Annotated in this window: 22 protein-coding genes and 1 tRNA gene; 17 read left to right on the top strand and 6 right to left on the bottom strand. The window is 56.7% G+C overall.

The genetic code is table 11. The annotated features are described in order from the left end of the window. Nucleotides 1-18: 18 nt before the first annotated feature. The gene (locus ACXAET_RS19675; protein ID WP_475189300.1) at nt 19-390 is read left to right on the top strand and encodes a RidA family protein; all 372 of its coding nucleotides are present in this window, start codon (nt 19-21) and stop codon (nt 388-390) included. Between the two features lie 427 nt (nt 391-817). On the opposite strand, the gene ACXAET_RS19670 is transcribed toward ACXAET_RS19675, so the two are convergent. From ACXAET_RS19670 to ACXAET_RS19660, 3 genes are all read right to left on the bottom strand, one after another. Next, entirely contained in the window at nt 818-1,042 is a 225-nt protein-coding gene (locus tag ACXAET_RS19670; RefSeq protein WP_475189296.1) for a hypothetical protein, read from the bottom strand. Between the two features lie 349 nt (nt 1,043-1,391). Beyond that, nucleotides 1,392-1,748 carry an immunity protein Imm33 domain-containing protein gene (locus ACXAET_RS19665; protein WP_475189292.1) on the bottom strand — a complete coding sequence of 119 codons (357 nt, stop codon included), beginning with the start codon at nt 1,746-1,748 and terminating at the stop codon, nt 1,392-1,394. Between the two features lie 744 nt (nt 1,749-2,492). After that, nucleotides 2,493-4,034 carry an ankyrin repeat domain-containing protein gene (locus ACXAET_RS19660; RefSeq protein WP_475189287.1) on the bottom strand — a complete coding sequence of 514 codons (1,542 nt, stop codon included), beginning with the start codon at nt 4,032-4,034 and terminating at the stop codon, nt 2,493-2,495. Between the two features lie 322 nt (nt 4,035-4,356). On the opposite strand from ACXAET_RS19660, the gene ACXAET_RS19655 reads away from it, so the two are divergent. From ACXAET_RS19655 to ACXAET_RS19620, 8 genes are all read left to right on the top strand, one after another. Continuing rightward, a complete protein-coding gene (locus tag ACXAET_RS19655; RefSeq protein WP_475189281.1) occupies nt 4,357-5,031 on the top strand; it encodes a Crp/Fnr family transcriptional regulator in 675 nt (224 codons plus the stop codon). 104 nt (nt 5,032-5,135) lie between these two features. Next, a complete protein-coding gene (locus tag ACXAET_RS19650; protein WP_475189276.1) occupies nt 5,136-5,345 on the top strand; it encodes a YgaP family membrane protein in 210 nt (69 codons plus the stop codon). After that, nucleotides 5,345-5,779 carry a YeeE/YedE family protein gene (locus ACXAET_RS19645; protein ID WP_475189272.1) on the top strand — a complete coding sequence of 145 codons (435 nt, stop codon included), beginning with the start codon at nt 5,345-5,347 and terminating at the stop codon, nt 5,777-5,779. Before ACXAET_RS19650 ends, ACXAET_RS19645 begins: the two co-directional genes overlap by 1 nt. 3 nt (nt 5,780-5,782) lie before the next feature. Beyond that, complete coding sequence (locus ACXAET_RS19640; RefSeq protein WP_475189269.1) at nt 5,783-6,220, top strand: DUF6691 family protein; 438 nt, start codon at nt 5,783-5,785, stop codon at nt 6,218-6,220. 22 nt (nt 6,221-6,242) lie between these two features. After that, on the top strand, nt 6,243-7,127 hold the full coding sequence (locus ACXAET_RS19635) for an MBL fold metallo-hydrolase (protein WP_475189268.1): 885 nt from the start codon (nt 6,243-6,245) through the stop codon (nt 7,125-7,127). A gap of 25 nt (nt 7,128-7,152) precedes the next feature. Beyond that, nucleotides 7,153-8,832 carry a bifunctional protein tyrosine phosphatase family protein/NAD(P)/FAD-dependent oxidoreductase gene (locus ACXAET_RS19630; protein ID WP_475189263.1) on the top strand — a complete coding sequence of 560 codons (1,680 nt, stop codon included), beginning with the start codon at nt 7,153-7,155 and terminating at the stop codon, nt 8,830-8,832. 86 nt (nt 8,833-8,918) lie between these two features. Continuing rightward, a complete protein-coding gene (locus ACXAET_RS19625; protein ID WP_475189259.1) occupies nt 8,919-10,658 on the top strand; it encodes a SulP family inorganic anion transporter in 1,740 nt (579 codons plus the stop codon). 360 nt (nt 10,659-11,018) lie between these two features. Beyond that, complete coding sequence (locus ACXAET_RS19620; RefSeq protein ID WP_475189256.1) at nt 11,019-12,062, top strand: S8/S53 family peptidase; 1,044 nt, start codon at nt 11,019-11,021, stop codon at nt 12,060-12,062. On the opposite strand, the gene ACXAET_RS19615 is transcribed toward ACXAET_RS19620, so the two are convergent. Beyond that, on the bottom strand, nt 12,063-14,114 hold the full coding sequence (locus ACXAET_RS19615) for a serine protease (RefSeq protein WP_475189252.1): 2,052 nt from the start codon (nt 14,112-14,114) through the stop codon (nt 12,063-12,065). Nucleotides 14,115-14,139: 25 nt separating this feature from the next. Further along, nucleotides 14,140-14,973 (bottom strand): methyltransferase domain-containing protein, encoded by an 834-nt coding sequence (locus ACXAET_RS19610; RefSeq protein ID WP_475189246.1) that lies wholly within the window; start codon nt 14,971-14,973, stop codon nt 14,140-14,142. 388 nt (nt 14,974-15,361) lie between these two features. Here ACXAET_RS19610 and ACXAET_RS19605 point away from each other — a divergent pair, with 388 nt between their 5' ends. From ACXAET_RS19605 to ACXAET_RS19595, 3 genes are all read left to right on the top strand, one after another. Then, the gene (locus tag ACXAET_RS19605) at nt 15,362-17,863 is read left to right on the top strand and encodes a cation:proton antiporter (protein ID WP_475189242.1); all 2,502 of its coding nucleotides are present in this window, start codon (nt 15,362-15,364) and stop codon (nt 17,861-17,863) included. Nucleotides 17,864-18,062: 199 nt separating this feature from the next. Next, a complete protein-coding gene (locus ACXAET_RS19600; protein WP_475189240.1) occupies nt 18,063-19,463 on the top strand; it encodes a selenium-binding protein SBP56-related protein in 1,401 nt (466 codons plus the stop codon). A gap of 81 nt (nt 19,464-19,544) precedes the next feature. Next, nucleotides 19,545-20,126: a hypothetical protein gene (locus tag ACXAET_RS19595; RefSeq protein ID WP_475189237.1), complete on the top strand. Its 582-nt coding sequence runs from the start codon at nt 19,545-19,547 to the stop codon at nt 20,124-20,126. 225 nt (nt 20,127-20,351) lie between these two features. Here the strand turns inward: ACXAET_RS19595 and ACXAET_RS19590 are convergent. Further along, a tRNA-Thr gene (locus tag ACXAET_RS19590) sits at nt 20,352-20,426 on the bottom strand. Between the two features lie 83 nt (nt 20,427-20,509). Here ACXAET_RS19590 and ACXAET_RS19585 point away from each other — a divergent pair. From ACXAET_RS19585 to ACXAET_RS19565, 5 genes are all read left to right on the top strand, one after another. Continuing rightward, a complete protein-coding gene (locus ACXAET_RS19585) occupies nt 20,510-20,665 on the top strand; it encodes a hypothetical protein (protein ID WP_475189233.1) in 156 nt (51 codons plus the stop codon). 6 nt (nt 20,666-20,671) lie between these two features. Then, nucleotides 20,672-21,940: a UDP-N-acetylglucosamine 1-carboxyvinyltransferase gene (murA, locus tag ACXAET_RS19580; protein ID WP_475189230.1), complete on the top strand. Its 1,269-nt coding sequence runs from the start codon at nt 20,672-20,674 to the stop codon at nt 21,938-21,940. Next, nucleotides 21,937-22,413, top strand: a complete 477-nt coding sequence (locus ACXAET_RS19575; protein ID WP_475189227.1) for a DUF2948 family protein — start codon at nt 21,937-21,939, stop codon at nt 22,411-22,413. The genes murA and ACXAET_RS19575 overlap by 4 nt, the downstream gene beginning before the upstream one ends. Nucleotides 22,414-22,571: 158 nt before the next feature. Then, on the top strand, nt 22,572-23,873 hold the full coding sequence (gene hisD, locus ACXAET_RS19570; protein ID WP_475189224.1) for a histidinol dehydrogenase: 1,302 nt from the start codon (nt 22,572-22,574) through the stop codon (nt 23,871-23,873). Between the two features lie 120 nt (nt 23,874-23,993). Beyond that, on the top strand, nt 23,994-24,791 hold the full coding sequence (locus ACXAET_RS19565) for a glycosyltransferase family 32 protein (protein ID WP_475189221.1): 798 nt from the start codon (nt 23,994-23,996) through the stop codon (nt 24,789-24,791). Nucleotides 24,792-24,811 lie beyond the last annotated feature (20 nt).

The following is a 24,811-nucleotide window of genomic DNA, read 5'->3' as shown; positions in this document are numbered from 1 at the left end:
CACGAAAAGGAAGACTACATGAGCCTTCAACGACTGAACCCGGGCCCGCGCATGAGCCAAGCGGTGTGTGTAGGCGATACCGCCTTTCTCGCTGGGCAAGTTCCAAATGACCTGGCCGGCGATATTACTGCGCAGACCCGCGAAGTGCTGGACAAGATCGACGCGGTGATGGCCGAGTTGGGTGGCAGCAAGGCCGACATTGCCTCGGTTCAGGTCTGGTTGTCCGACATGGCCGATTTCCAGGGCATGAACGCTGTCTGGGATTCATGGGTTGATCCGAACCACCCGCCCGCCCGCGCCACTGGTGGCGTACCGCTCGCCCGGCCTGGCATGCGCGTCGAGATGATTGTAATTGCCCGAGCCCCGAAGTCGAAAGACTTGGCCCGCTGACATTGGTTCACAGATTTTGGCAGAGGAACGCTGGCTGAGGTGGGCGGGTGGCTTTCGTAGCGTCGTTCCATAACCAAACGACCTCTGTTCAGGTACTTCAAAACAAATCCAGAGATCTTTCTACCTACCGTACGTTCAGTTTCCTATGTTGCGTCGATACACGGGCGACTGCTGAATGAACAGGGCATCGACGTCAGCCACGAGACATTGCCATGCGGGTGGAACTGTCGTCGCCAAAAGCGGAATGGAGGCGTTTGCGACTCCACATCCCAGTACCGGTTTAGACTTCCAATCCCATTTCCTAGGCGTGTAGGAGGCCAGCTTGCGCGCATAGGTTAAACGCTGGTCCTCAGCAACGCGATATTGCGTGGAAAACGATATCCAGTATGTTCGCTTTGGGCAGACTTTGTCGAAAAACACCGGTCTGCTATGTGGACACAGCCGAGTTTGGCTGCGCAGGGTCAAGAGTTGTGGTGGTCCCGGTATGGTCACAGATCATTTCATGCACTTTTTGTGGACCGTAATGAACCTGCATCAGGTTATTCCCCATCAGCGCGGCATCGTGTGTTGTTAAAAGCTCGCGTTCAGCGAGCGCATCAATCTCTACCCGCTTGAGCGCGGACATGCCTTCGATATCTTCTACCGAAATCATGGTTCTCACTCATTCATACCATTTGGCTTTCACCGATAGACGTGTCACGGTTTGATGCCGCTCTTTTGATAGCATTTATTGCAGAAAAGGAAATGAACTCAGGGACTGAAACGGACCGTCGAGTTCCGCGGTGATGCGGTGCAGATCGCGCTGGTGAGTGGGCTGACACGCAAGACAGAATTGGAGCCTTTTGGGGAAGGTCTTCTTATGCTTCTATACCGGCCTTTATTTGAAAAGGTGCGGACCAGCGGCAATCAAAGGTTGTATTCGTCAGCAAATGCCGTTTGTAAAAATTTCCGGCGAAGTTCCGGGTCGCGGACAAAGTTGCCGTTCGAGCCTCAGGAGGCTTTTAGTCTTCGATTTCAAGCAAGGCCGGATCGAACCAGACATCCTCGTAAGTTCCGTCTGTGAGGAAGCGCCAGCCGGGCGGAAGCATCAGAAACTTGAGACTGAGTTCGCAACTGGTTTCAAGGTGAGCTAGATGAATCGGCTTAAAGAAATCAGCAGCATCTGAAAGCTCAACTCCTCCCCAAAGGTACCAACCACTTACACCTGATGTTGGCGGATGACGAAGCCCGTTGAGTGGCATCATCCCTTCTAGTGCTGATTGTGAAACACCTACTTTGTCGCCATCGAACGCTTCGCAAGTATTGAGTTCAAGGTCCGCACAAACCTGTTTTTGCAATTGTCGAATACTCTGCTTCAAGATTGCACTCCCGTTGTCCCGCGACACTATCCACTTTCAGATTTGAAGCAACTTTGGGCTCAGAGCCGACATCCGTTATGCCCTGCATCAGTGTCTGTTGTATTCTTCCTGATGGGCCATCCGTCTAATCAGCACTGAAGGCTATGCTTCGCCTTCAATCGAGCGCAGAGCGGTGTGCATTGTGGCATCATTCCTGAATATTTCAGTTTTAAGTGTATTTTAGAGTGTCTTGTGCGTTCAGTTTTATTGTCTTCGTCCATGCTATTTTGCTTGAACATAATTACTAATCTTACCGGTAGGCAGAAGTCGCCTCACTTATTGCGTGACTTTCCCATAATTCCCTAACACCTAAAGCGCGTTTGATACCCCTCTCGACCAAGGTTTCGCCTCTGTGGCAGGCGTGGAGAGCAGGATAAAGCGGGTTTGCGCGCCTTCGCACTGGCACATTCTCATCCGGTGATGGATTGCGAGTCGTACAGTCTGCGTGATTGGCTTCTCGGCAGACCGTTAGGACTGTGTTGATGGGGACATCAACGTGGCTATCGCAGGTTGCAAGAAATGTGATGAACAGGGCGTCATTACTTGGAAGGCATGAGGCTGGGGCTGCCGCGATCAGTCCGCAATGCCAAGGACGTCAGGAATGGTGAATGATGCTTTGGATTTCGGTAGGTCACAAGGCCGTTCACGCGCGATGGTCGCGCGCGAAATCTGTCTTGGCCTTTGTTGGGCCGCGCATTTTTCGTTTTAGACAACGCCATGTTCGACGACTTGTTCGGGATGGGCCTCTGCCCAGTCCGCCAGAAAAGCGGACATCCCGGGCACCGTCGCAAACCGTGCTGCTTTTCGGGGCAACGCCACACCCTTTGCCAACGCCATTCGCGCGCATTCAATGTGGTCGCGGTGCGCTCTTTGCGGGCAGTTCTCCGACCCGTGGATGATGGTTGACAACAACGTGCCTCCGTAAGCGTTGGTGTGTTCAAGATCGGGGTGTTGGTCCAGAAAATAAGACATGACTTCGACCATGCCCTCCCAGCCAGCCAGGTGGAGCGGTGGCATTCCCATCTCGTCCGGATGATTGGGGTCAAAGCCCATCTCGACCAAACGCTGCATATGAGGCAGGGTTCCTTCGCGCCAGACAAGGCGGCACAGAAGGCATTTCATCTCATCCGACAGCGCATTCATGTCTATCATGTCACCGGGTTTGGGCGTGCCGTCCGCTGCCCGCGCAAGCTGTTCTTCTGTCTGCGAAAGCTGGGTCATCGCACCCGCGTGCTCCAATACCTCCACCACGTCACGGTTTGCGAAGATTCGGGCAAAGGCATAGGGCGTATGACCGCGACTGATGGCGTTTGGGTCTGCACCGTGATCCAGCAACAGTTGGGCGACTTCACCCGAAGCCAGGCGCCGCGCCGCTTGATGCAGGGCGGGGATTACCAGTGAGGGTTCGCCAGACGGATGCGGGGCAATGCCTTCATTGGGGTCCGCGCCGTGTTCAAGCAGCAGGCGAACGGCCTCGGCGCTGTTGAAATCAATGGCGCGGGGAAGTGCATTCGTGCCTTCGGGGTCTGCGCCATGCTCCAGCAACAAACGAAGACCAACGGTATGGCCAAGCTCGGTCGAATGGTAGAGCGACTCGTTGTCGTTTGGATCTGCGCCTTTCGACAGCAGCCACTTTGCCAATGGCATATTGTCTGCATGCCCAATCGCACCGTAGAGCGCGGACAACCGGTGTTCGTCTGATGGGTTGAAAGCGAAACTTTCATTCACATCTGCGCCGTTCGCCAATAGCAGTTCCGCCATCGCCAGCATGTCACTTTCTTTTTCAGGCGCTGACTTGATGTGTCTGGAAAACGCAAGATGGCACATCGGGCGTCTTGGTGGATAGTTGCGCGTGGCGGCCCCTGGGTCCTCAGTCAAAATCTTGCGCATGGCGTCGATTTCGTACATTGCGACAAGAAGGGGAACCTGCCCCGCCGCAAGATCTGGCTCATCTGCAAGCAGGTGCGCGACCGTCTCGGGCGAGCCGTTATAAAGCGCCCAACGCAGCCGACCCTGTTTCTGCGCGCGATCCATACCCTGCGTTTCGACAGCCAATTTCAGAGCAGGCCAGGACGCATATCCCGTTTCACGCGCGATGACGTGCAGGCAATCGGCGTGCTTGTAGACACCGTTTTTGGGTCTTGGAATAATACCGTGAATGCGCAGCATCGCGGCCTGGTCGCCAGCAGTCAGCGCTTTGCCCAGAGCCTTGGCATCACGTCGCAATTGATCGATTGATTTTGTCATCGGTGTTCCCTCCGCTGCCCGAGGGTCCGCTAAACCGGGCTGAGAAACCGATGTGGTTTTCGTATACTCTCTGCGAGGGGCCGATGACAGCTTTCCGCGGACCGGGCGGCCGCCTCAAACGACCTGAGTTAAGTGTACCGCTCACAAGGATATCACGCAAGCCGAACGGGTCGCAGACATTGGTTGCACTTGGGCCCAAAAAAATCGCAACGAAAGTCTGGTATTTCCTGACGGGGACACTTTGAATACACGACAATCGCTGTCGCGGACAAACCGGAACGCGTATACTTTTCAAGGCGATCGAGATCAGGGGGCATACAGAATGGAAGGGACATGGATCGACAAGTTCAAGGGACTAAGTCGCCTGCCGGACAACATTCGTGCTGATCTTGAGGCCGGAAGCCAGATCGTCTCGGTTCCGGCTGGCACGCAGGTGTTCGCGCCGGGGCAATCCGCTGACAACCTGCTGCTCCTGCTGGATGGTACTGTTCGGGTTCAGCAAAAGTCAGAAACGGGGCGCGAGGTTTTTCTCTACCGTGTGCATGCCGGTGAAAGCTGTGTCCTGACGACGGCGTGCATGTTGGCATTCGAAGAGTATTCAGCGGATGGGATTGCTGAGACAGATGTGCGCGCCGTCGCCATACCACGTACGACTTTCGATCGACTGGTCGCGACGTCGCCCGTCTTTCGCGAGTTTGTATTTACCGCGTATTCAAAACGCATCACCGATCTTTTCACGCTTATAGATGACATCGTGTTCCAACGCATGGATGTGCGCCTTGCCTCGCGGCTATTGGAACTGGCGGACGAGAGCGGTGTGGTACACGCAACCCATGCCTTTCTGGCGACCGAGCTTGGCACGGCGCGTGAAGTGATCTCGCGGACGCTATCAGAGTTCAACCGCCGTGGCTGGGTCGAACAATCGCGTGGCGAGGTACGGCTTACCGGCCGGGCAGGGATAGAACGGCTGGTCAGGTCTTCTGGCGCGGGTATCTGAGCCGGGCGTATTTGAGGTCAGGTTGGCGTTTGGTGACTTGGTCACCAAAGGGCCGGTCAGGTGTATGCCATGGTACATCCATCGATTCTCGATGGAGTAGGAACATGACCATCAACATGGGAAATTTTGACCGCGGCGGCCGCTTGGCGATTGCTGTGGTATTACTTGTTTTGGCATTCGGGACGAGTGCTTTGGGGGCAGGGCTCCTGTTCTGGCTCGCGCTCGTCGTGGCGGGCGTGTTTACACTGACAGCCTTTGTCGGAAATTGCCCGATTTACAGCATTATCGGCCTCAAGACCTGTCGAGACTGCTGATGATTGAGACGGCTTTCACTCCTTGGGCGTCGCTTGCTGGCGGTGTCCTGATCGGCGTATCCTCGACGCTTCTTATGCTGATGCTCGGGCGTGTTTTTGGCGCAACCGGTATCTTGGCAGGCTTGTTTCAACCGGCCTCTGGTCAGGATTTCTCGTGGCGTGCGGCCCTTGTTGCCGGGATGGTTTCGGGTCCGGCTGTCGTCTGGCTGATGACCGGCCAAATGCCCGCTGTTGAGGTTCCGGTTTCAACCCTCGCCTTGGTTTTGGGCGGTCTCATCGTGGGCGTCGGTGTAACCTACGGCTCGGGCTGCACATCCGGGCACGGGGTGTGTGGCATGGCGCGCCTGAGCCCGCGGTCCATCGCAGCCACGATCACATTCATGATCTTCACCGGCCTAACGGTCTATATCATCCGCCACGTGATCGGAGGGTAGCCTATGAAACTGATCGCAACATATCTGATCGGCCTGATCTTTGGTGTCGGCATCTCGATATCAGGCATGGCAAACCCGGCCAAGGTTTTGAACTTCTTTGATATCGCAGGCACGTGGGATCCGTCGCTGATCTTCGTGATGGGCGGGGCGCTGGTAACGACGTTCATCGGCTATAAGCTTGTCTTCGGACGAAGCGCACCGATCTTCGAACCTGACTTCCAAGTGCCCGTCACTCGCGCAATCGACGCTCGCCTGATCGGCGGCTCTGCCATCTTTGGAATCGGCTGGGGCATCGCGGGTTTCTGTCCGGGCGGCGCGCTGCCGGCGCTAGGTACGGGCCGGTGGGAGGTCGCAGCCTTCACTGCAGCCCTGGTGGCAGGAATACTTCTTGCCAAGTTCATTCAATCACTTTCGGCGCCGCGCCGCACCAACGCGGCGTGACCCGTTTCAGGAGGAGACAAACATGACCGACTATCCTGTCAACATGGATATCAAACCCCAGGTTCAGGCCTTTTTCGACGAGGCCACAAACACGATCAGCTACATTGTGAAGGACCCGACATCGAACGCCTGCGCGATTGTCGACAGCGTAATGGATATCGACTATGCGGCAGGCCGCATCACCTATGATCACGCGGACGAGATTATCCGGCAGATCGAGACGCAAAGCTTGAAGCTGGAATGGATCATTGAGACCCATGTCCATGCCGATCACCTAAGCGCCGCGCCGTACATCCAGCAAAAACTGGGCGGCAAGATCGGTATCGGTTCGAAGATCATGGTCGTGCAGGACACGTTCGGCAAAGTCTTTAATGAAGGGACAGAGTTTCAGCGCGACGGGTCCCAGTTCGACCGGCTTTTCGAAGATGGCGATACCTATATGGTCGGCAATATGCAGGCGTTTGCCATGTATACGCCGGGCCATACCCCGGCTTGCATGGTGCACGTTATGGGCGACGCGGCTTTTGTCGGCGACACGCTCTTTATGCCGGATGGCGGGTCAGCGCGCGCTGATTTTCCAGGCGGGGATGCGGGTGTTCTTTATGACAGCATTCAAAAGGTTCTGGCGCTGCCGGATGCAATACGGCTGTTCATGTGTCACGATTACGGCCCCAACGGCCGCGACATTCAATGGGAGACGACAGTCGGCGACGAGAAAGCCCACAACATCCATGTTGGCGGTGGCAAGTCAAAAGAAGAGTTCGTCAAGTTCCGCACCGAGCGCGACGCGCAGTTGGATATGCCCAAGCTGATCATCCCGTCATTGCAGGTCAACATGCGCGCTGGCGAGTTGCCGACCGACAAAGACGGAAACCCGATGCTCAAGGTGCCGGTTAACGGTCTTTGAAGAAAAAGGTTTGGAGGAGGGAAAAATGGAACTCAGGAAAATCTCGCCGAAATTCACGGTAAGTCCGCAAATCTCGGTGGAAGACATCCCTGCAATTGCTGCAGAAGGCTTCCAGGCGATCATCTGCAACCGGCCGGATGGTGAAGGGGCCGATCAGCCCTCTTTCGAGGAAATCGAGGCGGCCGCCAAGGCCGCTGGCCTCCAGGCGCGCTATGTTCCCGTTCAGTCCGGCATGGTAAAGGACGAAGACGTCAAGGCGTTTGGTGACGCTCTGGATGACTTGCAACGCCCTCTTCTGGCGTATTGCCGTACGGGTACGCGGTCAGCGACGCTTTGGTCGTTCCACGAGGCCAAGAAACGCCCGATGTCCGAGATCCTCGCCGCGACCAAGGCGGCAGGTTATGACATGAACGGCGTGGCCCGTCGTATCGCCAACGGGGGTAAGACCCCGACAGATACGGGTGATGCGCATTTCGAAGTCGTCATCATCGGTGCGGGCGCGGGTGGCATTTCGGTTGCCGCCAGCCTCAAATCCCGCAAGCCCGGTTTAAACATCGCTGTCATTGATCCGGCCGACATACACTATTATCAGCCCGGCTGGACCATGGTTGGCGGCGGTATTTTCGACGCGCAGAGCACGGCAAAGACCATGGGCAGCCTGATCCCGAAGGGGGTGCACTGGATCAAGTCCGCCGTCGCGGCGTTTGAGCCGAAGAACAATGCTGTCATCCTCGATGGGTGCCGGGTCGTGAAGTATGATCGCCTGGTCGTGTGTCCCGGTCTGAAACTCGACTGGGGCAAGGTCGAGGGGCTTGAGGAAACGCTTGGGCGCAATGGCGTCACGTCGAATTACCGGTACGATCTGGCACCCTATACATGGCAGTTGGTAGAGCAGATGAAGGAAGGTCGGGCAATCTTTACCCAGCCGCCGATGCCAATCAAATGCGCGGGCGCACCGCAAAAGGCCATGTATCTCTCTGGCGATGCCTGGTTCCGCCGCGGTGTCCTTAAAGACATCGACATTCAATTCATGAACGCAGGCGGCGTGCTGTTCGGCGTCAAGGATTACGTTCCCGCCCTGATGCAATACGTCAAGAAATACGACGCGGGGCTGAATTTCTTCCATAATCTCGTCTCGGTGGACGGTCCGGCCAAGAAAGCGACCTTTAGGGTCGAAAAACCCGATACTGATCCCACTGAGGTCACGGTTGAGTTCGACATGATGCATGTCTGCCCGCCGCAAACTGCACCGGATTTTATCCGTGTCTCGCCCTTGGCGGATGCCGCTGGCTGGGTTGACGTGGATCAGGCCACTTTGCGCCACAAGGAATTCGACAACATCTGGTCGCTGGGTGATGTGATGAATGCGCCCAATGCCAAGACCGCGGCCGCAGCACGCAAACAAGCGCCAACCGTGGCCGACAACATCGTTGCCGACATCGCCGGGCGTTCTGCCGTGGCTCAGTATGACGGGTACGGTTCCTGTCCTCTAACGGTAGAGCGCGGTAAGATCGTTCTGGCAGAATTCGGATATGGCGGCGCTTTAAAGCCCTCGTTCCCAAAATTCATTCTGGATGGAACAAAGCCAACACGCACGGCATGGTTCCTCAAAGAGACGGTACTGCCGCCGATCTACTGGAAAGCCATGCTTCGGGGCAAGGAATGGATGGCCAAACCAGAAAAGCTGAAGGTTTTGGTTGAGTAAGCTACTGACGCAATTGCGCATTTCCTTCCATCATGCGCGATGAATAACGGGCGGATCAGATCCGCCCATTATTATGGATGAACACGATGATTGACCATCTTCGCCGCTATATGCCGATTCTGGACTGGGGTCGCACCTATGACCGAAAGGCATTTTCGAATGACATGATCGCGGCGGTTATCGTCACAATTATGTTGATACCGCAATCCTTGGCATACGCCCTTTTGGCGGGTTTGCCGCCGGAAGCGGGCATATACGCCTCGATCGCGCCGATAATCCTTTATGCAATTTTCGGCACCAGCCGCGCGCTTGCGGTGGGGCCGGTCGCCGTTGTGTCACTGCTGACCGCCTCAGCCGTGGGGCAAGTCGCCGAGCAGGGAACCGCAGGCTATGCCGTTGCCGCGTTGACGCTGGCATTCCTGTCGGGCGGATTTCTTGTTCTGATGGGGGTGTTCCGTCTGGGCTTTTTTGCCAATTTCCTCAGCCACCCCGTCATCGCCGGGTTCATCACGGCCTCGGGTATCCTGATCGCGACCAGCCAGCTCAAGCATATCCTCGGGATCAGCGCCTATGGGCACACGCTGCCCGAAATGCTGGGTTCAATCTTCGCGCATCTGAACGAGGTCAACTGGATCACGCTTACGATCGGCGTTTCTGCCACTGGCTTCCTTTTCTGGGTGCGTGGCAACCTCAAACCCGCGTTGCGCAAACTGGGCGCGTCGCCGCTGATTTCAGACATTCTGGCCAAGGCCGGACCTGTGGTCGCTGTTGTCGCCACGACTTTGTCCGTCTGGGCGTTGGGGCTGAACGACCAGGGCGTGAAAATCGTGGGTGAGGTGCCGCAAAGCCTGCCGCCTTTGACGCTTCCGGGTTTTGCACCCGACCTTTTGAGCGCGCTGCTTATTCCGGCAATCCTGATTTCGATCATTGGCTTTGTCGAAAGCGTTTCCGTGGCGCAGACCCTGGCGGCGAAAAAGCGTCAGCGGATCGACCCGGATCAGGAACTGATTGGCTTGGGGGCTGCCAACCTTGGCGCTGCGTTCACAGGTGGCTACCCGGTGACAGGCGGTTTTGCGCGCTCGGTCGTGAATTTCGATGCAGGGGCTGAAACACCAGCCGCTGGTGCCTTTACGGCTGTCGGGTTGGCGATTGCTGCTGTCGCGCTGACGCCGCTGGTCTACTTTTTGCCGAACGCAACGCTGGCTGCAACAATTATCGTCGCCGTGCTGAGCCTTGTTGACCTTTCGATCCTGCAAAAGACATGGCGTTATTCGAGGGCCGATTTCACGGCTGTGGCGGCGACGATCCTACTGACCCTTGGCCTGGGTGTTGAGGTCGGTGTCGCCTCGGGCGTCACGATCTCTGTCCTGCTGCATCTTTACAAGACATCGCGCCCGCATGTGGCCGAAGTCGGACTTGTCCCCGGAACCCAGCATTTCCGAAATATCCTGCGTCACAAGGTAGAAACAGACCCGGCACTGGTGACCCTGCGAGTGGACGAGAGCCTGTATTTCGTGAATGCGCGGTTCCTTGAAGACCTTGTGCAAAAACGTGTCACAAATGGGTGCGGAATCCGGAATGTCATCCTGATGTTTTCCGCGGTGAACGAAGTGGACTATTCGGCCCTTGAAAGCCTAGAGGCCATAAACCATCGCCTGAAGGATATGGGGGTCGGTCTTCATCTTTCAGAAGTGAAAGGGCCGGTGATGGACCGGTTGAAGCGGTCGCATTTTATAGACGACCTGAATGGGCGGGTATTCTTGGCACAACACGACGCGTGGAAAGCACTTTCCAAACAGAGTGGACAAGCGGCGGCAGCGGAGTAAACAGGTAGAAGCCGCAACAAATTCCTCTGCCGGGTGTTGGCCTTGTCGGTGGCAGGCAGGGTGGTTTCACAGGAGCCCACGTAAATCATGCGCGCGACGATACATGTTTGGGCATTAAAGCCTATGGTTGTGTTTGTGCAAGCATGTGTTCTCGGGTGCCTCGTTTTGCCGGGTTTCGCGGTCGCACGGGACGTGCGGGAGCAACATGTTCGAACTGTTCTTGACGCTGTTGATGCCGTCTGCGGCCTGCCGGAACTTACTGGTCTTGCTGCTCAGACCGCTATTCCTGGCAGTTGGCTGATCAGCGAAAAACATCGTCCCAACCGCGCAAGACCTCGTGTGATATCCATTCGGCTTTTGATGACTGACTTCAGTGAGCTGGAGATTGAACGCCGCCAGCATAACGGACAGCTGAGGCAGTTTCGAGCGTCGCTGCGGCTTGACCATGGCAACGGCCCGGAACCTTACCTTCTGGCGATCGCGGATGGGGGTTGCAATGTTCTATCCGGTCGTGAAATTCGGTCCGCAGGTGTCGCCTGGCAATATCTTGATCAGCTTGATGGAGACCTCACAACACTGCGGTGGACCGAAACGCTGCAAGCCCCATGGCCTGATGGCGTAGACAACGGCGGTGTGCGGGTCGGGCTTATCGACTCCGGGCTTGCTTACGACCTGCAGGTTTTTCGCGATCAATTGGCGCGTGGGGCGGACAACCAACCGCTTGGGTTCGACTATTGGGATATGGATCCGTGGCCCTATGATGGCGACGTGTCACGCGGACGGTTCTTGCCCATCCGGCACGGGACGGCCGTCGCGTCCATCTTTGTTCGTGAAGCGCCCGATGCCGCGATTGTGCCCTACGGGTATCCGCGGCCGGACATGACGCGTCTGGGCGATATCGTCGCGCGGGCCGCAGGCGATGGCGTGCGGATTTTGGCTATGCCGCTGGGCAGCAACAAAAAGTCGGAATGGGCCGCGTTCGAGGCCGCCTTGGACGCATTCGATGTGCTTGCGATTGTCTCTGCCGGAAACAACGGACGGGATATCGATAAGGACCCGGTTTACCCGGCGGCGCTGTCCTCGGATCGAATTCTAACAGTAACTTCGGCGGATGAGTTTGGACGTCTGGCTGAAGGCTCGAACTGGGGCCAAACCCATGTGGATGTGATGGTTCCGGCTGAAAACGTGCAGATCGTGGATTTTCGAGGTGCGTCGGGTGTCGCGTCAGGTTCGAGCTATGCTGTTCCGCGCGTTGCGGCGTTGGCTGCGCGTCTTCTGGCGGAAAGGCCAGAGCTTACCGCCATAAAGCTAAAAAACAGCATTTTGAGACTGGCTAAGCCTTCTCCGTTCGAGCGAGACGGTGTGCTTTCAACAGGATGGATTCCCAATCCGTTAGATCCGTAGCTACTGTCGTGTCGGGGCGGGTGGTGCACTGTCGATAAATCGTCGTGCAGCTTGCGCTTGCGTGGGATCAGCTTCAAGCAAGGCCATATATGCGTCTTCAGCAAGTTCCGGCGCGTCGCCCCACACGCCTGATTGAATCGCGAACCGCAGGACCTGAGGGTCATCTTGGGACAGTTCCATCGCGCGGCGTGCGTAGTGCGTCATCTCACTGAACCTGCCCGCCAGTTGCAAGGATACCAACAGCGAAATGCGTGCGTTGAGAGAATTGGGGACTTGATCGACTGCCTGCCCATGAAGGGCAATCGCCGCGTCAAAGTCGCCCGCACGCGCCAAAATGCGGCCTGCTTCCAAAAGCTGTCCTTGATTTTGGGTCGCTGAACAGGTGTCGGCCAGTGCTGCCAAATCCTTGTCCTGCGCAGCGGTGACGTCCAAGGCATCCATCGCGTCAACGCAATCCGCCAAAGCTGACCCAAGGCTGGCTGTTATCTTGGCCGCGCGCGGATCATCTCTAAGCAAAAGAAGGGCAAGAATGTCAGCGACTGGAATAGCTTCATAGCGGCCTTCGCCGCCACCGGCATTGATACCCACAAGCGTTCCGTCCACAGTGACGAGCGCACCACCGCTGACGCCGGGTTGCATGTAGGATGACACATGAATGCGCCCAAGGTCCGCGTCGGGTGCAGGTGCCGCGATAAGACCGCCGGGGTCGAACACGCGTACTTCCTGCCTGCCAACATCCGCACCGATCGCATAGGTCTCATCAAACGCTTCATTCTCGTAATCCAGTTCAGCGATGACACCGGTACTCGGCAACCCATCCACTTCAATAAGTGCAAGATCTCCGGCATATGCAGATGGCACCACACGACCGTCGCGTGGACCGTCCGGTGTAAAAACAACGACATCCGACCGATTGGCGACCACATGGCGGTTGGTCACAAGCAGGGTCGGCCCAATGCGCGTGGCGCTGGCAACCGGATCGAAACTGGATATCGGGAAGACCGCCTGTCGCAACCGGCAAACCGGCGCGGGGTGCGGGCAGTCGTCAAGAGCCTCAGCGCTTGGTTCATCCATTGGTTTCCCGTTCAGCAACAGCACTGCTGTGATCTGTCGCCCTGCGCGCTCGACCCTCACGTCGACCTGCGCGGCATTTTCCGGCAAGAGGGACAGGGCCGCGACAGCGTCGCGCGGTTTCAGCACACGGCGTCCGTCAACATGCGTGACAAGGTCGTCTGGCAAAAGCCCGGCAAACTCAGCCGCGCCACCCGGTTGTATCGCGGAGATAATGGGCGCGGCTTTTTCGGCAAGTTGCTTTCGGCCCGGGTTTGCAAGGCTCCATCCCGGATCGGGATAAGAAACACTGCCGTCTTCGACCAACGCATCCGCAACACGGATCAGCAGGTCAGTCGAGACCGCGAAATTAACCCCAATGTTTGTATCTCCGCTCGACGCAAATATGGCCGACATCATGCCAAGAAGGCGCCCGTTTGTATCGACAAGCGCGCCGCCCGATACTCCGGGGTTTGCTGCAGCATCGGTTTGAACAAAGTGTTCAACCGGATTGAAACCAGCGTCCGAAATGTCGAGCGCCGAGACCACCCCGCAGGTGACGGAAATACCCAAGCCCCAAGCATTGCCCATCGCGCAGGCTGGTGTCGCCAGCGCAGGCGGCGGGGCAATCTCAAATCCCGGAAGCTCTATGTCCACGCGCAGCAGCGCGATATCGCTGGCGGCATCTGACGCGATCAGGGTTGCGGGCAAAACACGCCCATCCCACATGCGCACATCTATGCGGTTGGCTGGCTCGATCACATGCCATGCGGTTGCAATATGTCCAGAGGGCAGCACGACACCACTGCCTTCCGGTGCAACCCCCGGTCGTGTCCCGGCACCGCCCTGCGCATGATCCGGCCACACGGGAAGTACGGATACAACCAACTTGATCGTATCAGCGGGAAAGCCGTGCGTTGTCTCGCCAGATGATCCCGAAGGCAGCATTGTCGCCATCGCAAGCGCCGCGAGGGTCTTGAGAGCGGTTGAGCAGCCGATCACGATTGATGTCCCCGTTCGAAAAATTTCAAATCCGCCGCCTTACTCCGGACACTATCACCGAAGGGGCAGGGACGAAATAACCGCCGTCGGACCTGAAGCCTTCAGATTGAACCCGTGTGGCCAGATCGGCCCGGATGGCTTCGCGCCGATCTTCGGGTTGGCCTTTCAACAAAGCTGCGGCGCGAACCGCACCCCGATCGAATACATCAAAGAGCGCGTCGGGGCTTGGGACGAAGATTCTTGTTGGCAACGTGGTGCACCTCACATCCTTGAATCCAGCGGCGGCGACCATCGGTTCGGCATTCCGCGCATCCGCAAGAAAGTGGGCATCGGGACCGTCGGGCAAGGTTACGGTGGCATCGCCCAGACGCCCGACAGCATCAAAGAGCCAGCCAAAGGATCCGTCGGATCCTTTGCCCTGCCAGATCGAAAACGCAAGTCTACCTCCGGGTTTGACGACCCTTGCCACTTCGGCGAGACCGCGTTCCGGATCGGGAAAATGTGGCACGCCAAACCCGATTGTGACGGCATCGAAACGCGCATCGGCAAATCCGGTTGCCATGGCGTCGCCAATAACAAACGTTGCCTGGGGGACCGCTGATCGGGCGAGAGAAATCATTGCAGCCGAAAAGTCCAGCCCTGTGACATCAGCCCCGCGTTTCACAAGTTCTGCGGCGACAACGCCGTGCCCCGTGCACAGGTCAAGAACCAGTGTTTCGGGTCCTGCCAGAACTGCCTCTGACAGTTTTTGGGCTACCACAGTGGTCGCAACGGCAAACCCATCAGCGTAACCCTTGGCGATTGCTGGGTCCTTCCACCCCTCGGCCTCCATCTTTTCAAAGGAACTTGTGTCCTGCACCCTGACCTCCATCGCAGCTAGCGGATGTTAACATATCAAAGCGGTTCAAAGCGAATGGCGGCCGCGAACCCGGACCGGCCACTGGTTGAGGTGCGATTTGAACGCTTTCGAAAAAGGGCATAGGCGGCGTTGCGTGCAAGGCTGGTGTTTCCGACTGCCGCGGGTCTGGGAATACATGCGAAGCAGATAGTTGAAATCTGTTGGTATCGCAGTCCCAATGAGCTTAAAAAGGCGAAAGAGTAAGCCATTCGCCTGACTTTAAAAATTTCGGAATACTGCGCCTTTCATCAGATTTCGAGTTCGCCGCACAATGCATTTGGGGGCCATTTGGAAGGCAATCCGCAAGAATAGAATTGTGGTGTAGCTTAGGCCAGATCAGAGACGAGTAATGGATATTGTTCTTGTAACAACAGTGGTTGCATCGCTTTTTGTCGTGATCGGTTTGGCTGAGCCTGCCGCGACGCGTCTACGCATACCGTATAGTGTTGTCCTTGCCGTTTTGGGCACGATTATCGGCGTGGCTGCGGTCTTTTTTCTTCAAACTGACCTGACCGAAGTGATGAATCCGGTTGCTGAAGCCATCCTTGGGCTACCGATCAGTGCAAATGTTTTCCTGTATTTGTTCCTGCCGACGCTGCTTTTTCAAGCGACGCTTGGAATGAACTTGCGGCGCATGATGGATGACTGGGTTCCCATACTCGTCCTGGCAATCGTCGCGGTTTTTGTCGCCACCTTCACGGTTGGCTTTGCCCTGGCAGCTGTAAGTTCGCTTTCTGTTGTCGCGTGTCTTTTGCTGGGCGCGATCATTTCCACGACCGACCCATCGGCTGTTGTGAGTATTTTTCGGTCAATTGCGGCACCGCAAAGACTGTCCCGGATAATCGAAGGCGAGAGCCTGCTGAATGATGCAGCCGCGATTGCGTTGTTCGGCCTGTTCATCGGTTTTGTGATGGTTGGCGCACCGGACCCAAAGCCAAGTGACGCTCTTATACAGTTTCCCTTGCTTTTGGTTGGGGGTGCCGTGACTGGTTGGATCCTGGCCCGCGCCAGCCTGTGGTTGATGTCGTTGATCGAGGGCTTTGAGCTGGCGCAAATCTCAATCTCGATCGCTTTGCCATACCTAGCATATGTCGTCGCCGAGCAGAGTGTCGGTGCGTCGGGCGTTATTGCAGTTGTTGTGTCCGGTATCACTCTGAACCTGTCTGCGCCTGGGCGTTTGACCCCGCAGGCATGGACACGCTTGTCGGATGTTTGGGGTGTGCTTGCGCATTGGGCCGGGGCGCTGATCTTTATTCTGGCCGCACTGCTGATCCCAAGGTTGCTGAGCGGCTTTCAGTGGTCTGATTTTGGGCTGATCCTTGTGGTAATTGTTGCAGCCGTTGCTGCCCGCGTTTTCATTCTGTTTGGCTTTCTGCCGTTTTTGACCCTGCTACGTGTTTCACCGCCAGTGGATCGCCCGTTCCGCTTTGCAATTCTCTGGGGCGGTATGCGCGGTGCAGTAACTCTTGCGCTGGCATTGGCCGTGACAGAGAATCCCCAAGTCGCGGCCGAGACAAAAAGGGCCGTTGGTATCCTTGCGACGGGATTCACTCTGTTCACCCTTATCGTTCAGGGGCCAACCCTTCGGCCATTCATACGCCGCCTTGGGCTTGATAGGCTTTCAGCAGTGGATGAAGCCCTGTCCCGACAGGTCATCGCCGTTTCATTACAGACGGTCCGCGAAGACGTGGAGAAGACGACATCAAGTTATGAGCTGACACCCGATATCATCCGATCAGAGGCCGTTCAATTTGGTCAAAGGCTTGAGGCCGCGGTGCGGTCCGCAGAGGAACGCAAAGATATTCTGGACCGAGATCGCGTAACCCTGGGCCTCATCGCACTGGCCGGTGCCGAGAGGAATTTTGTTCTGGGTCACATGCGCGACCGATCGCTTTCGACCCGGTTGGCCGAACGGGCACTTTTGGACATTGATCGTTTGATTGAAGCAACGCGCCTGCAAGGGCGCACGGGGTATCTGCGGGCGGCGCGCCGAACCATCGATTATGGCAGATTGTTTCGCGTCGCCGTTTTTCTGAATGAAAGACTGCGTTTGCGGGCTCCGCTGGCCCGTGTAACCGCGCATCGTTTTGAAGTTTTGCTTGCCCAACGTCTGGTTCTTCGCGATGTCTACCGCTTTGTGGATCAACGCATTCGCCGGATACACGGGCGTCGCGTCGCGGGCATCCTCAGAGAGCTTATTGACCGCAGAGCCGAGTATGTAGATACCGCCCTTGACGGCCTTCAACTTCAGTATCCCGGCTTTGCCGAAGAAGTTCAGCGCCGCTTCATCCGCCGGATCGCCTTGCGGCTGGAAGAACGGGAATACACCGAGATGTTCGACGAGGGTTTGATAGGGGCAGAACTGTATTCGGTGCTTTTGCATGACGTTTCCGAAAAGCGCACGGAAGCTGAAGAGCGCCCAATGATTGATATCGCGCCACGGGCGGCAGAGCTTATAAAACGAATACCGGTTTTGTCGGACGTAAGCCCGTCCGGGCTTCGCCGCCTTGTGCGCGCATTAAAGACCCGCCACGTAGAAGCAGGCGAGATCATCATCCAGAAAAACGCCCCGGCGCGCAGGGTCTACTTCATCGTCTCAGGCGCGGTTGAACTAGAAATGGCTGGACAAAGCTGGCGCTTGGGTCGAGGCGAAATATTTGGTCAGACTGAATTATTGCTGCGCCAAAAACGCCGGGCAACCGTCCGTGCGATTGTGCCCACAACGCTTTTGATGTTGGACGAGGAAAAATTCCGCAGACTTGTCCAGCGCAGCAAGTCCCTGCGTGAGGCAATAGTCGCGAGCGCTGCAAACCAGGGCGTTGAACTGCGTAAGCTCATCGAAACAGAGTGAATTTCTTTGTTACATTATCGAACTGAGTGGCGTCCGGTCCTGCGGTCATGAGCTGTCGAATTGGCTTAGGCTCGCTGGCCCATTGCACCGGAAACGCGACATTTTAACGAATCTGAAATTTATGGCACTCTTCCCGCCAGGCGAGATCAGATCCGTCTTGCGCAGCGATCCGCCGCTTATGGCCTGGGAGGAGCCCGCTATGAACCTGAGACCTGACCCTACATTTCACGCAACCCCAAAACTTGCCATGGAAGCGCCTGCGGAAACGCTTGCCTTCACATTGATGCTCAGCCCGGATGGTTCGGAACCTGATGGGCTGGCCGTTATAGATGTTGATCCGAATTCCAAGACGTACAGCCAGATCGTTCATAGGCTTATGATGCCCTACAAGGGGGATGAATTTCATCATTTTGGCTGGAATGCCTGCTCCTCGGCGCTGTCTCCATTGACCGGACATGCGTTTCTAGAGCGGAGATATCTGATTGTACCGGGTATCCGGTCCTCTCGCATTTATGTAATCGACGTGAAGGAGCCGCTGAAGGCAAAAATTCACAAGATTATCGAGCCAGAAGAAGTCTTCGCCAAAACCGGTTATTCGCGCCCTCATACGATCCATTGCGGCCCCGAAGGCATCTACGTTTCAACACTCGGTGGTGGCGGGCCGGATGGAACTGATGGACCTCCGGGCATTTTTATCATGGATTGCGAAACATTTGATATCCTCGGGCGCTACGAAATGGACCGGGGTGAGCAAGACAAACACTATGATTTCTGGTGGAACCTTCCGCGTGATTACATGGTGAGTTCCGAGTGGGGTTTGCCGCCGCAGTTCGAAAACGGGATCGTGGCCGAGGACTTGCTGTCCAACAAATATGGCCACAAGATTCACTTCTGGAACCTGCGTGAACGCCGGAATGTCCAGACCATCGACCTGGGCGAAAACCATCAAATGGCTTTGGAAATCCGGCCCGCTCACGACCCTGCAAAAGATTATGGATTCTGTGGTGTCGTGGTCGACACGACGAACCTGCAGGGTTGTATTTTCACGTGGTGGCAAAAAGACGACGGCACGTTTGAGGCGAAAAAGACCATCACGATTGATCCCCGGCCAGAGAAGGCTGAAAACCTTCCGCCCCTGTTGCAAGGGTTCGAGGCCGTACCGCCATTGGTCACCGACATCGACCTGAGCCTGGACGACAAGTATCTGTACGTCGCGTGCTGGGGTCAGGGTGAAATGCACCAGTATAACGTTTCCGACCCGATGAACCCCAAGCTGACCGGGAAGGTAGAGCTTGGCGGGATTGCGCGCGGCGCGAAGCATCCGAATGGTAAAGGCTTTGCCTACGGTCCGCAAATGGTCGAGATCAGCCGGGATGGCAAGCGGGTCTATTGGACCAACTCGTTGTATTCAACGTGGGATGATCAATTCTACCCCGACGATGAGGGCGGGCAAATGGTGATGGCCAATGTCGGTGAAAACGGTGGCTTGGAACTGGACAAGGATTTCTATGTTGAGTTCCCAAAAGGTTATCGCAGCCACCAGATACGCCTCGAAGGCGGCGACTGTTCAACCGATAGTTTCTGCTACCCATCCGTCTGACGCGTGGGCGGATTGGAAACGACAACAGCTCTTTGGTGGGCTGTTGTCGCCTCGGGCATATACCATGGGATTAATCCCGGGATGGGGTGGCCGCTGGCGGTTTCCGCCGCATTGATGGACAAGAGCCGCAACAGTTTCTTCAACGCATTGATCGCTTTGGCCGCCGGACATCTTGTTGCGATGGCTGCCATTCTTTTTCCTTTCACAGCGCTGCTGTTTCTGGCTGAACGGCAACGGGAAATACAGATTGGCGCGGCATGTCTTGTGATCGGGCTTGGCGTCTATCTTTTGTTCAACCGCCGCCACCCGCGCTTTCTTGCGCGTGTGCCGCCGTCTCGGCTTGCACTGTGGTCATTTCTGGCGGCAATGGCGCATGGCGCGGGATTGATGTTGGTGCCAATCTATCTTGGCATCTGCCGCACGATCGCAACCGACCCGGGTCACGCAGCGGCCTCCGACCTGATGACCGGTAACGCAGGAGTTGCTGTGTTAGTTGCCTTGGCTCACACCGTGGCGATGACGGCCTCTGGCGGTCTGCTCGCCTTTGGTGTGTACCGTTGGCTGGGGCTGAGGTTTCTTTCCAAGAGCTGGTTTAACCTGGACCTGGTGTGGGCGCTGAGCCTGATCCTTGTAGGAGTTCTGTCGCTGATGTTTGTGCACTAAGTTGATCGATCCCTTGGGTGAGCTTTTTGAAGAGTTGCCAACAAATGCTACACGCTGCGCGGGGCATCTTGGGTTTAGAAGCTGCAAGGACAAACTAGAATTTTGTGTTCCGCGGGCGTCAAAAGAAACTTGCCATACAACCAGCGTTTATCCGGCATCGCAGGACTCAGTCAACGAAATCACTTTTTTGGAGACTTCGATTACTTTTTATTTTCAGGATGTTGATGGTGCTGCTGGAGAGAATTGAACTCTCGACCTCTCCCTTACCAAGGGAGTGCTCTACCTCTGAGCTACAGCAGCGCTGTGGGCGGGTGATTAGACTCAAACGAAACGCGGCGCAAGGGTCTCTGGACGGTTTTTTTCGCCTCCTGTAGAGAAAGACTATGGCAGACAGAACGACACCCAAAAAACAGGGCAAATCCGGGGATGCGCGCGAACAGCGTCTGAAAGAGGCGCTCAAGGCGAACATGGCGCGGCGCAAGGCGCAGGCCAAGGCGCGGGCGGCATCCGAGGATAATTCCGCAAAGGACGAGGGATAAGAGCAGATGGATTCGATTTTGGTGACGGGCAATGGGCCGCTGAACGGTAAAATACCGATCGCGGGGGCTAAGAATGCCTGTCTGACGCTGATGCCCGCGACGCTTCTCAGCGAAGAACCGCTGACGCTGACCAACGCCCCGCGGCTGAGCGATATCAAAACCATGACCCTGCTTTTGCAATCGCTGGGGGCTGAGGTGTCCGCGTTGCAGGACGGGCAGGTTCTGGCGATGTCGAGCCATGACCTGACCAGCCATACGGCGGATTACGAGATTGTGCGCAAGATGCGGGCGTCCAACCTCGTTCTGGGCCCGATGCTGGCGCGGCTGGGTCAGGCGGTTGTGTCATTACCGGGGGGCTGCGCGATTGGCGCGCGCCCGATGGATCTGCACGTCGAGGGTCTTGAAGCGCTGGGCGCTGAGATCGAGTTGAAGGATGGCTATCTGCACGCCAAGGCACCGGGGGGGCTGAAAGGTGCCGTGCATGAGATGCGCTTTGCCTCGGTGGGGGCAACCGAGAATATCGTTATGGCCGCAACGCTGGCCAAGGGCACCACGGTTCTCAAGAACGCCGCGCGTGAGCCTGAGATCGTAGATCTGGTCGAGTGTCTGCGCAAGATGGGGGCTCAGATTTCGGGCGAAGGGACCTCGACCATCGAAATTCAGGGTGTCGACCGGCTGCACGGGGCAACGCATCAGGTTGTCACCGACCGTATCGAGTTGGGCACCTATATGCTGGCCCCGGCCATCTGCGGCGGTGAGGTTGAACTGTTGGGTGGCCGTATGTCATTGGTTGAGTCTTTCGCCGCCAAGTTGGACGCGGCTGGTGTGAGTGTCTCAGAAACCGAGAACGGCCTGAAAGTGGCGCGCAAGAACGGGCGTGTAACATCGGTGGATGTGGTCACAGAGCCGTTCCCGGGCTTCCCAACCGACCTTCAGGCGCAGATGATGGCGTTGATGTGCACGGCCGAAGGGACCTCGGTTCTTGAGGAACGCATATTCGAAAACCGTTTCATGCACGCGCCGGAACTGGTGCGCATGGGCGCGAACATTGAGGTTCATGGCGGTACGGCCACGGTCACGGGCGTTGAACGTCTGAAAGGCGCGCCCGTTATGGCGACGGATCTGCGTGCGTCGGTTTCGTTGATTTTGGCCGGATTGGCAGCCGAAGGTGAAACAATGGTCAGCCGGGTCTATCATCTGGATCGCGGATATGAGCATGTTGTGCGCAAGCTGGAAGGCGTGGGTGCCAAAATCGAACGGGTCAAAGGCCAATGACAGACGCAAGTTTTCACGAAGGCGGCGAAGCCCCGCTGAACCTGGGTGCCGAAGATGCGGACGATCTGCAGGTGATTTCGACTCTGACACAGGACGCCGTATTCCCGGTAACCGAGATGACGTGGAAGCCGTCGCAGCGCCGTTTTGGATTGCTGCTGAACCGCTTTCGCTGGGAAGACAAAGATGCCGCAAAGCGTCGTGATCGGCCGTTTGAGCGGGTGCAATCGGTTCTTGTATTCGACTCGGTGTTGTCGGTTGCCAGTCAGGGGATTGATCGCAGCGACAAGGATATGATCCTGTCCTTGCTATCGGTTGACTTTGAAGCGGGCGAGGACGGGGCCGGTCAGATTCTGTTGACGCTGGCCGGTGATGGCGGCATCCGGCTGAAGGTTGAGGCGATTGACGTAACGCTCAAGGATGTGACGCGCCCGTACAAGGCGCCATCCGGGCACGCGCCGCATCATCCTGAATGACCGACCTCTGCATCATGAACGAACTGGTGTCAAAACATCTAAAAACAAGCGTTTCTGGCGTTTGATCTCTGCTGCGATGCAAGGGAAATGCCGCACCGGGGTTGAGGCTGTCGCGCCTCGACGGTATGACCCGGCGAAACGCTTTCGGAGTCTTGCTTATGCCCGTTTTTCTTGACACGACCTCAGCCGATTTCGAGCCCGCGTTTCAGGCGCTTTTGTCAGCCAAGCGCGAAGACAGCCCCGATGTGGATGCCACGGTCGCGCAGATTATCGAAGATGTGCGCGCGCGGGGCGATGCCGCTGTCATCGACCTGACCGCCAAGTTTGACCGGCTGGAGTTGACGCCCGGGTCGATGGCATTCTCCGCTGCAGACATCGACGCGGCGGTTTCACAGGTTTCCGAGGCCGACCGCGTTGCCTTGGAATTGGCTGCCGCGCGTATCCGCGCTTATCACGAAAAACAGATGCCCCAAAACCATCAGTGGGTCGACGCGACCGGGGCAACGCTTGGATGGCGCTGGTCGGCAGTGTCGGCGGCAGGTTTGTATGTGCCCGGCGGTTTGGCATCGTACCCGTCTTCGGTTCTGATGAATGCGATCCCGGCCAAGGTAGCAGGGGTCGACCGGCTGGCCATTACCGTTCCTACGCCGGACGGGCAGGTGAATCCGCTGGTCCTACTGGCGGCGCGGCTCTCTGGTGTGGATGAAATCTATCGTATAGGCGGGGCGCAAGCCGTTGCTGCGCTGGCCTATGGCACCGAGACCATTGCGCCGGTAGATAAGATTACCGGCCCTGGAAATGCCTTTGTTGCCGCCGCTAAACGCCGGGTGTTCGGCAAGGTCGGCATCGACATGATCGCAGGACCGTCAGAGATTCTGGTCATCGCCGACAAAGACAACGATCCCGACTGGATCGCATTGGATCTGCTGAGCCAGGCCGAACATGACGAGAGCGCCCAATCTGTCCTGATCACGGATGATGCCGCATTTGGGCAAGCCGTTTCGAAAGCTGTTGAAATGCGTCTGGAAACCTTGCAGCGCCGTGCCATCGCCGGGGTAAGCTGGCGCGATTTCGGCGCTGTGATCACCGTACGCGATCTGGACGAGGCCGCAGCCCTGTCCAACCGTATTGCACCAGAACATCTTGAGCTGTGTGTGAGCGATCCTGTCACGCTGAGTGAAAAGACAATCCATGCAGGTGCCATTTTCCTGGGTCAGTACACGCCCGAAGCCATTGGCGACTATGTTGGCGGCCCTAACCATGTTTTGCCCACGGCCCGATCAGCCCGGTTTTCTTCCGGTCTGAGTGTGATGGACTTTCTAAAGCGCACAACACTCAGCCAGATGACGCCCGAAGCGCTGCGCGCGATCGGACCTGCGGCAGAGCAACTCGCGCAATCTGAAAGCCTTGAGGCGCATGGACTGTCGGTCACGGCACGTTTGAAACGGCTGAATGGTTGATGGTTCAACGCAAGCGGGTCAAAGTTTATTTCGCGTCGAGGCTAAGTAAGGGAAGGCTGCTTTGATCCAGCGCTGAGAGATGCGGCGTTTTGAAGGATGACCCGGGGTGTAGGAGGCTGGATGGAACGTGTGGCAACCCTTTGGATTGGAAGGCGGCTCAGCTTTTTGGAGCATTTGTGCCTGAAATCCTTTGCGGATGTCGGTCAAAAGCCGATCGTCTATCACTATGGTGAGCTTGAAGATATTCCGGGCTATGTCGAAGCCCGCGATGCCCGCGAGATTTTCGACTCACCTGAGATTTTTCGTGACCCTGTCACACGCTCTGTTGCCGTCCACGCAGACCTGTTTCGCCTGAAACTTCTGCAACAAACCGACTACATCTGGGTTGATTCTGATGCTTACGCGGTGCGCCCCTTTGAGACGAACGAGGGTTATCTTTTTCCGTTGGCCAACCGCAGGAAACGGCGGATTATGAACGGTGTTCTGGCGCTTCCTCAGGATAGCCCGGCATTGCAAGAAATGTGCGAATATGCCTTTGAAAGCGAACTTATTCCGGCTTGGTGGTCCGAGCAGCAGAAAAACACGTATCGCGGGCTGTACGGGATTTCGACCTACTGGAGCTTGCCGCTTTTCAGCTTTGGACCGCCGATGTTGTTCCACTACATCTATAACACACCGGAACATAAGATGGCGGTGCCACGCACTCTCCTGTACCCGATACCTCTGCGTTACAGATCGCTCTGGAATGATCCGGATCTGTCAAAGCTTGAGTTTTTAGAATGGGAAGACAAGATGTCTGTCCACTTTTTTGGGTCATGGTTCCGCAAGATTTTCCACGGTCGAAAAATCAACCAAGGTTCACTGGTCGATACGCTTTTGCAAAAACATGGTATAGACCCGGCGGATCATCCGATTTAGCCCTTTGACGCGTTGTTCAA

This window comes from Ruegeria sp. AWH4_226 (assembly GCF_056159225.1).
This window is presented reverse-complemented; position numbering and strand designations above follow the sequence as displayed.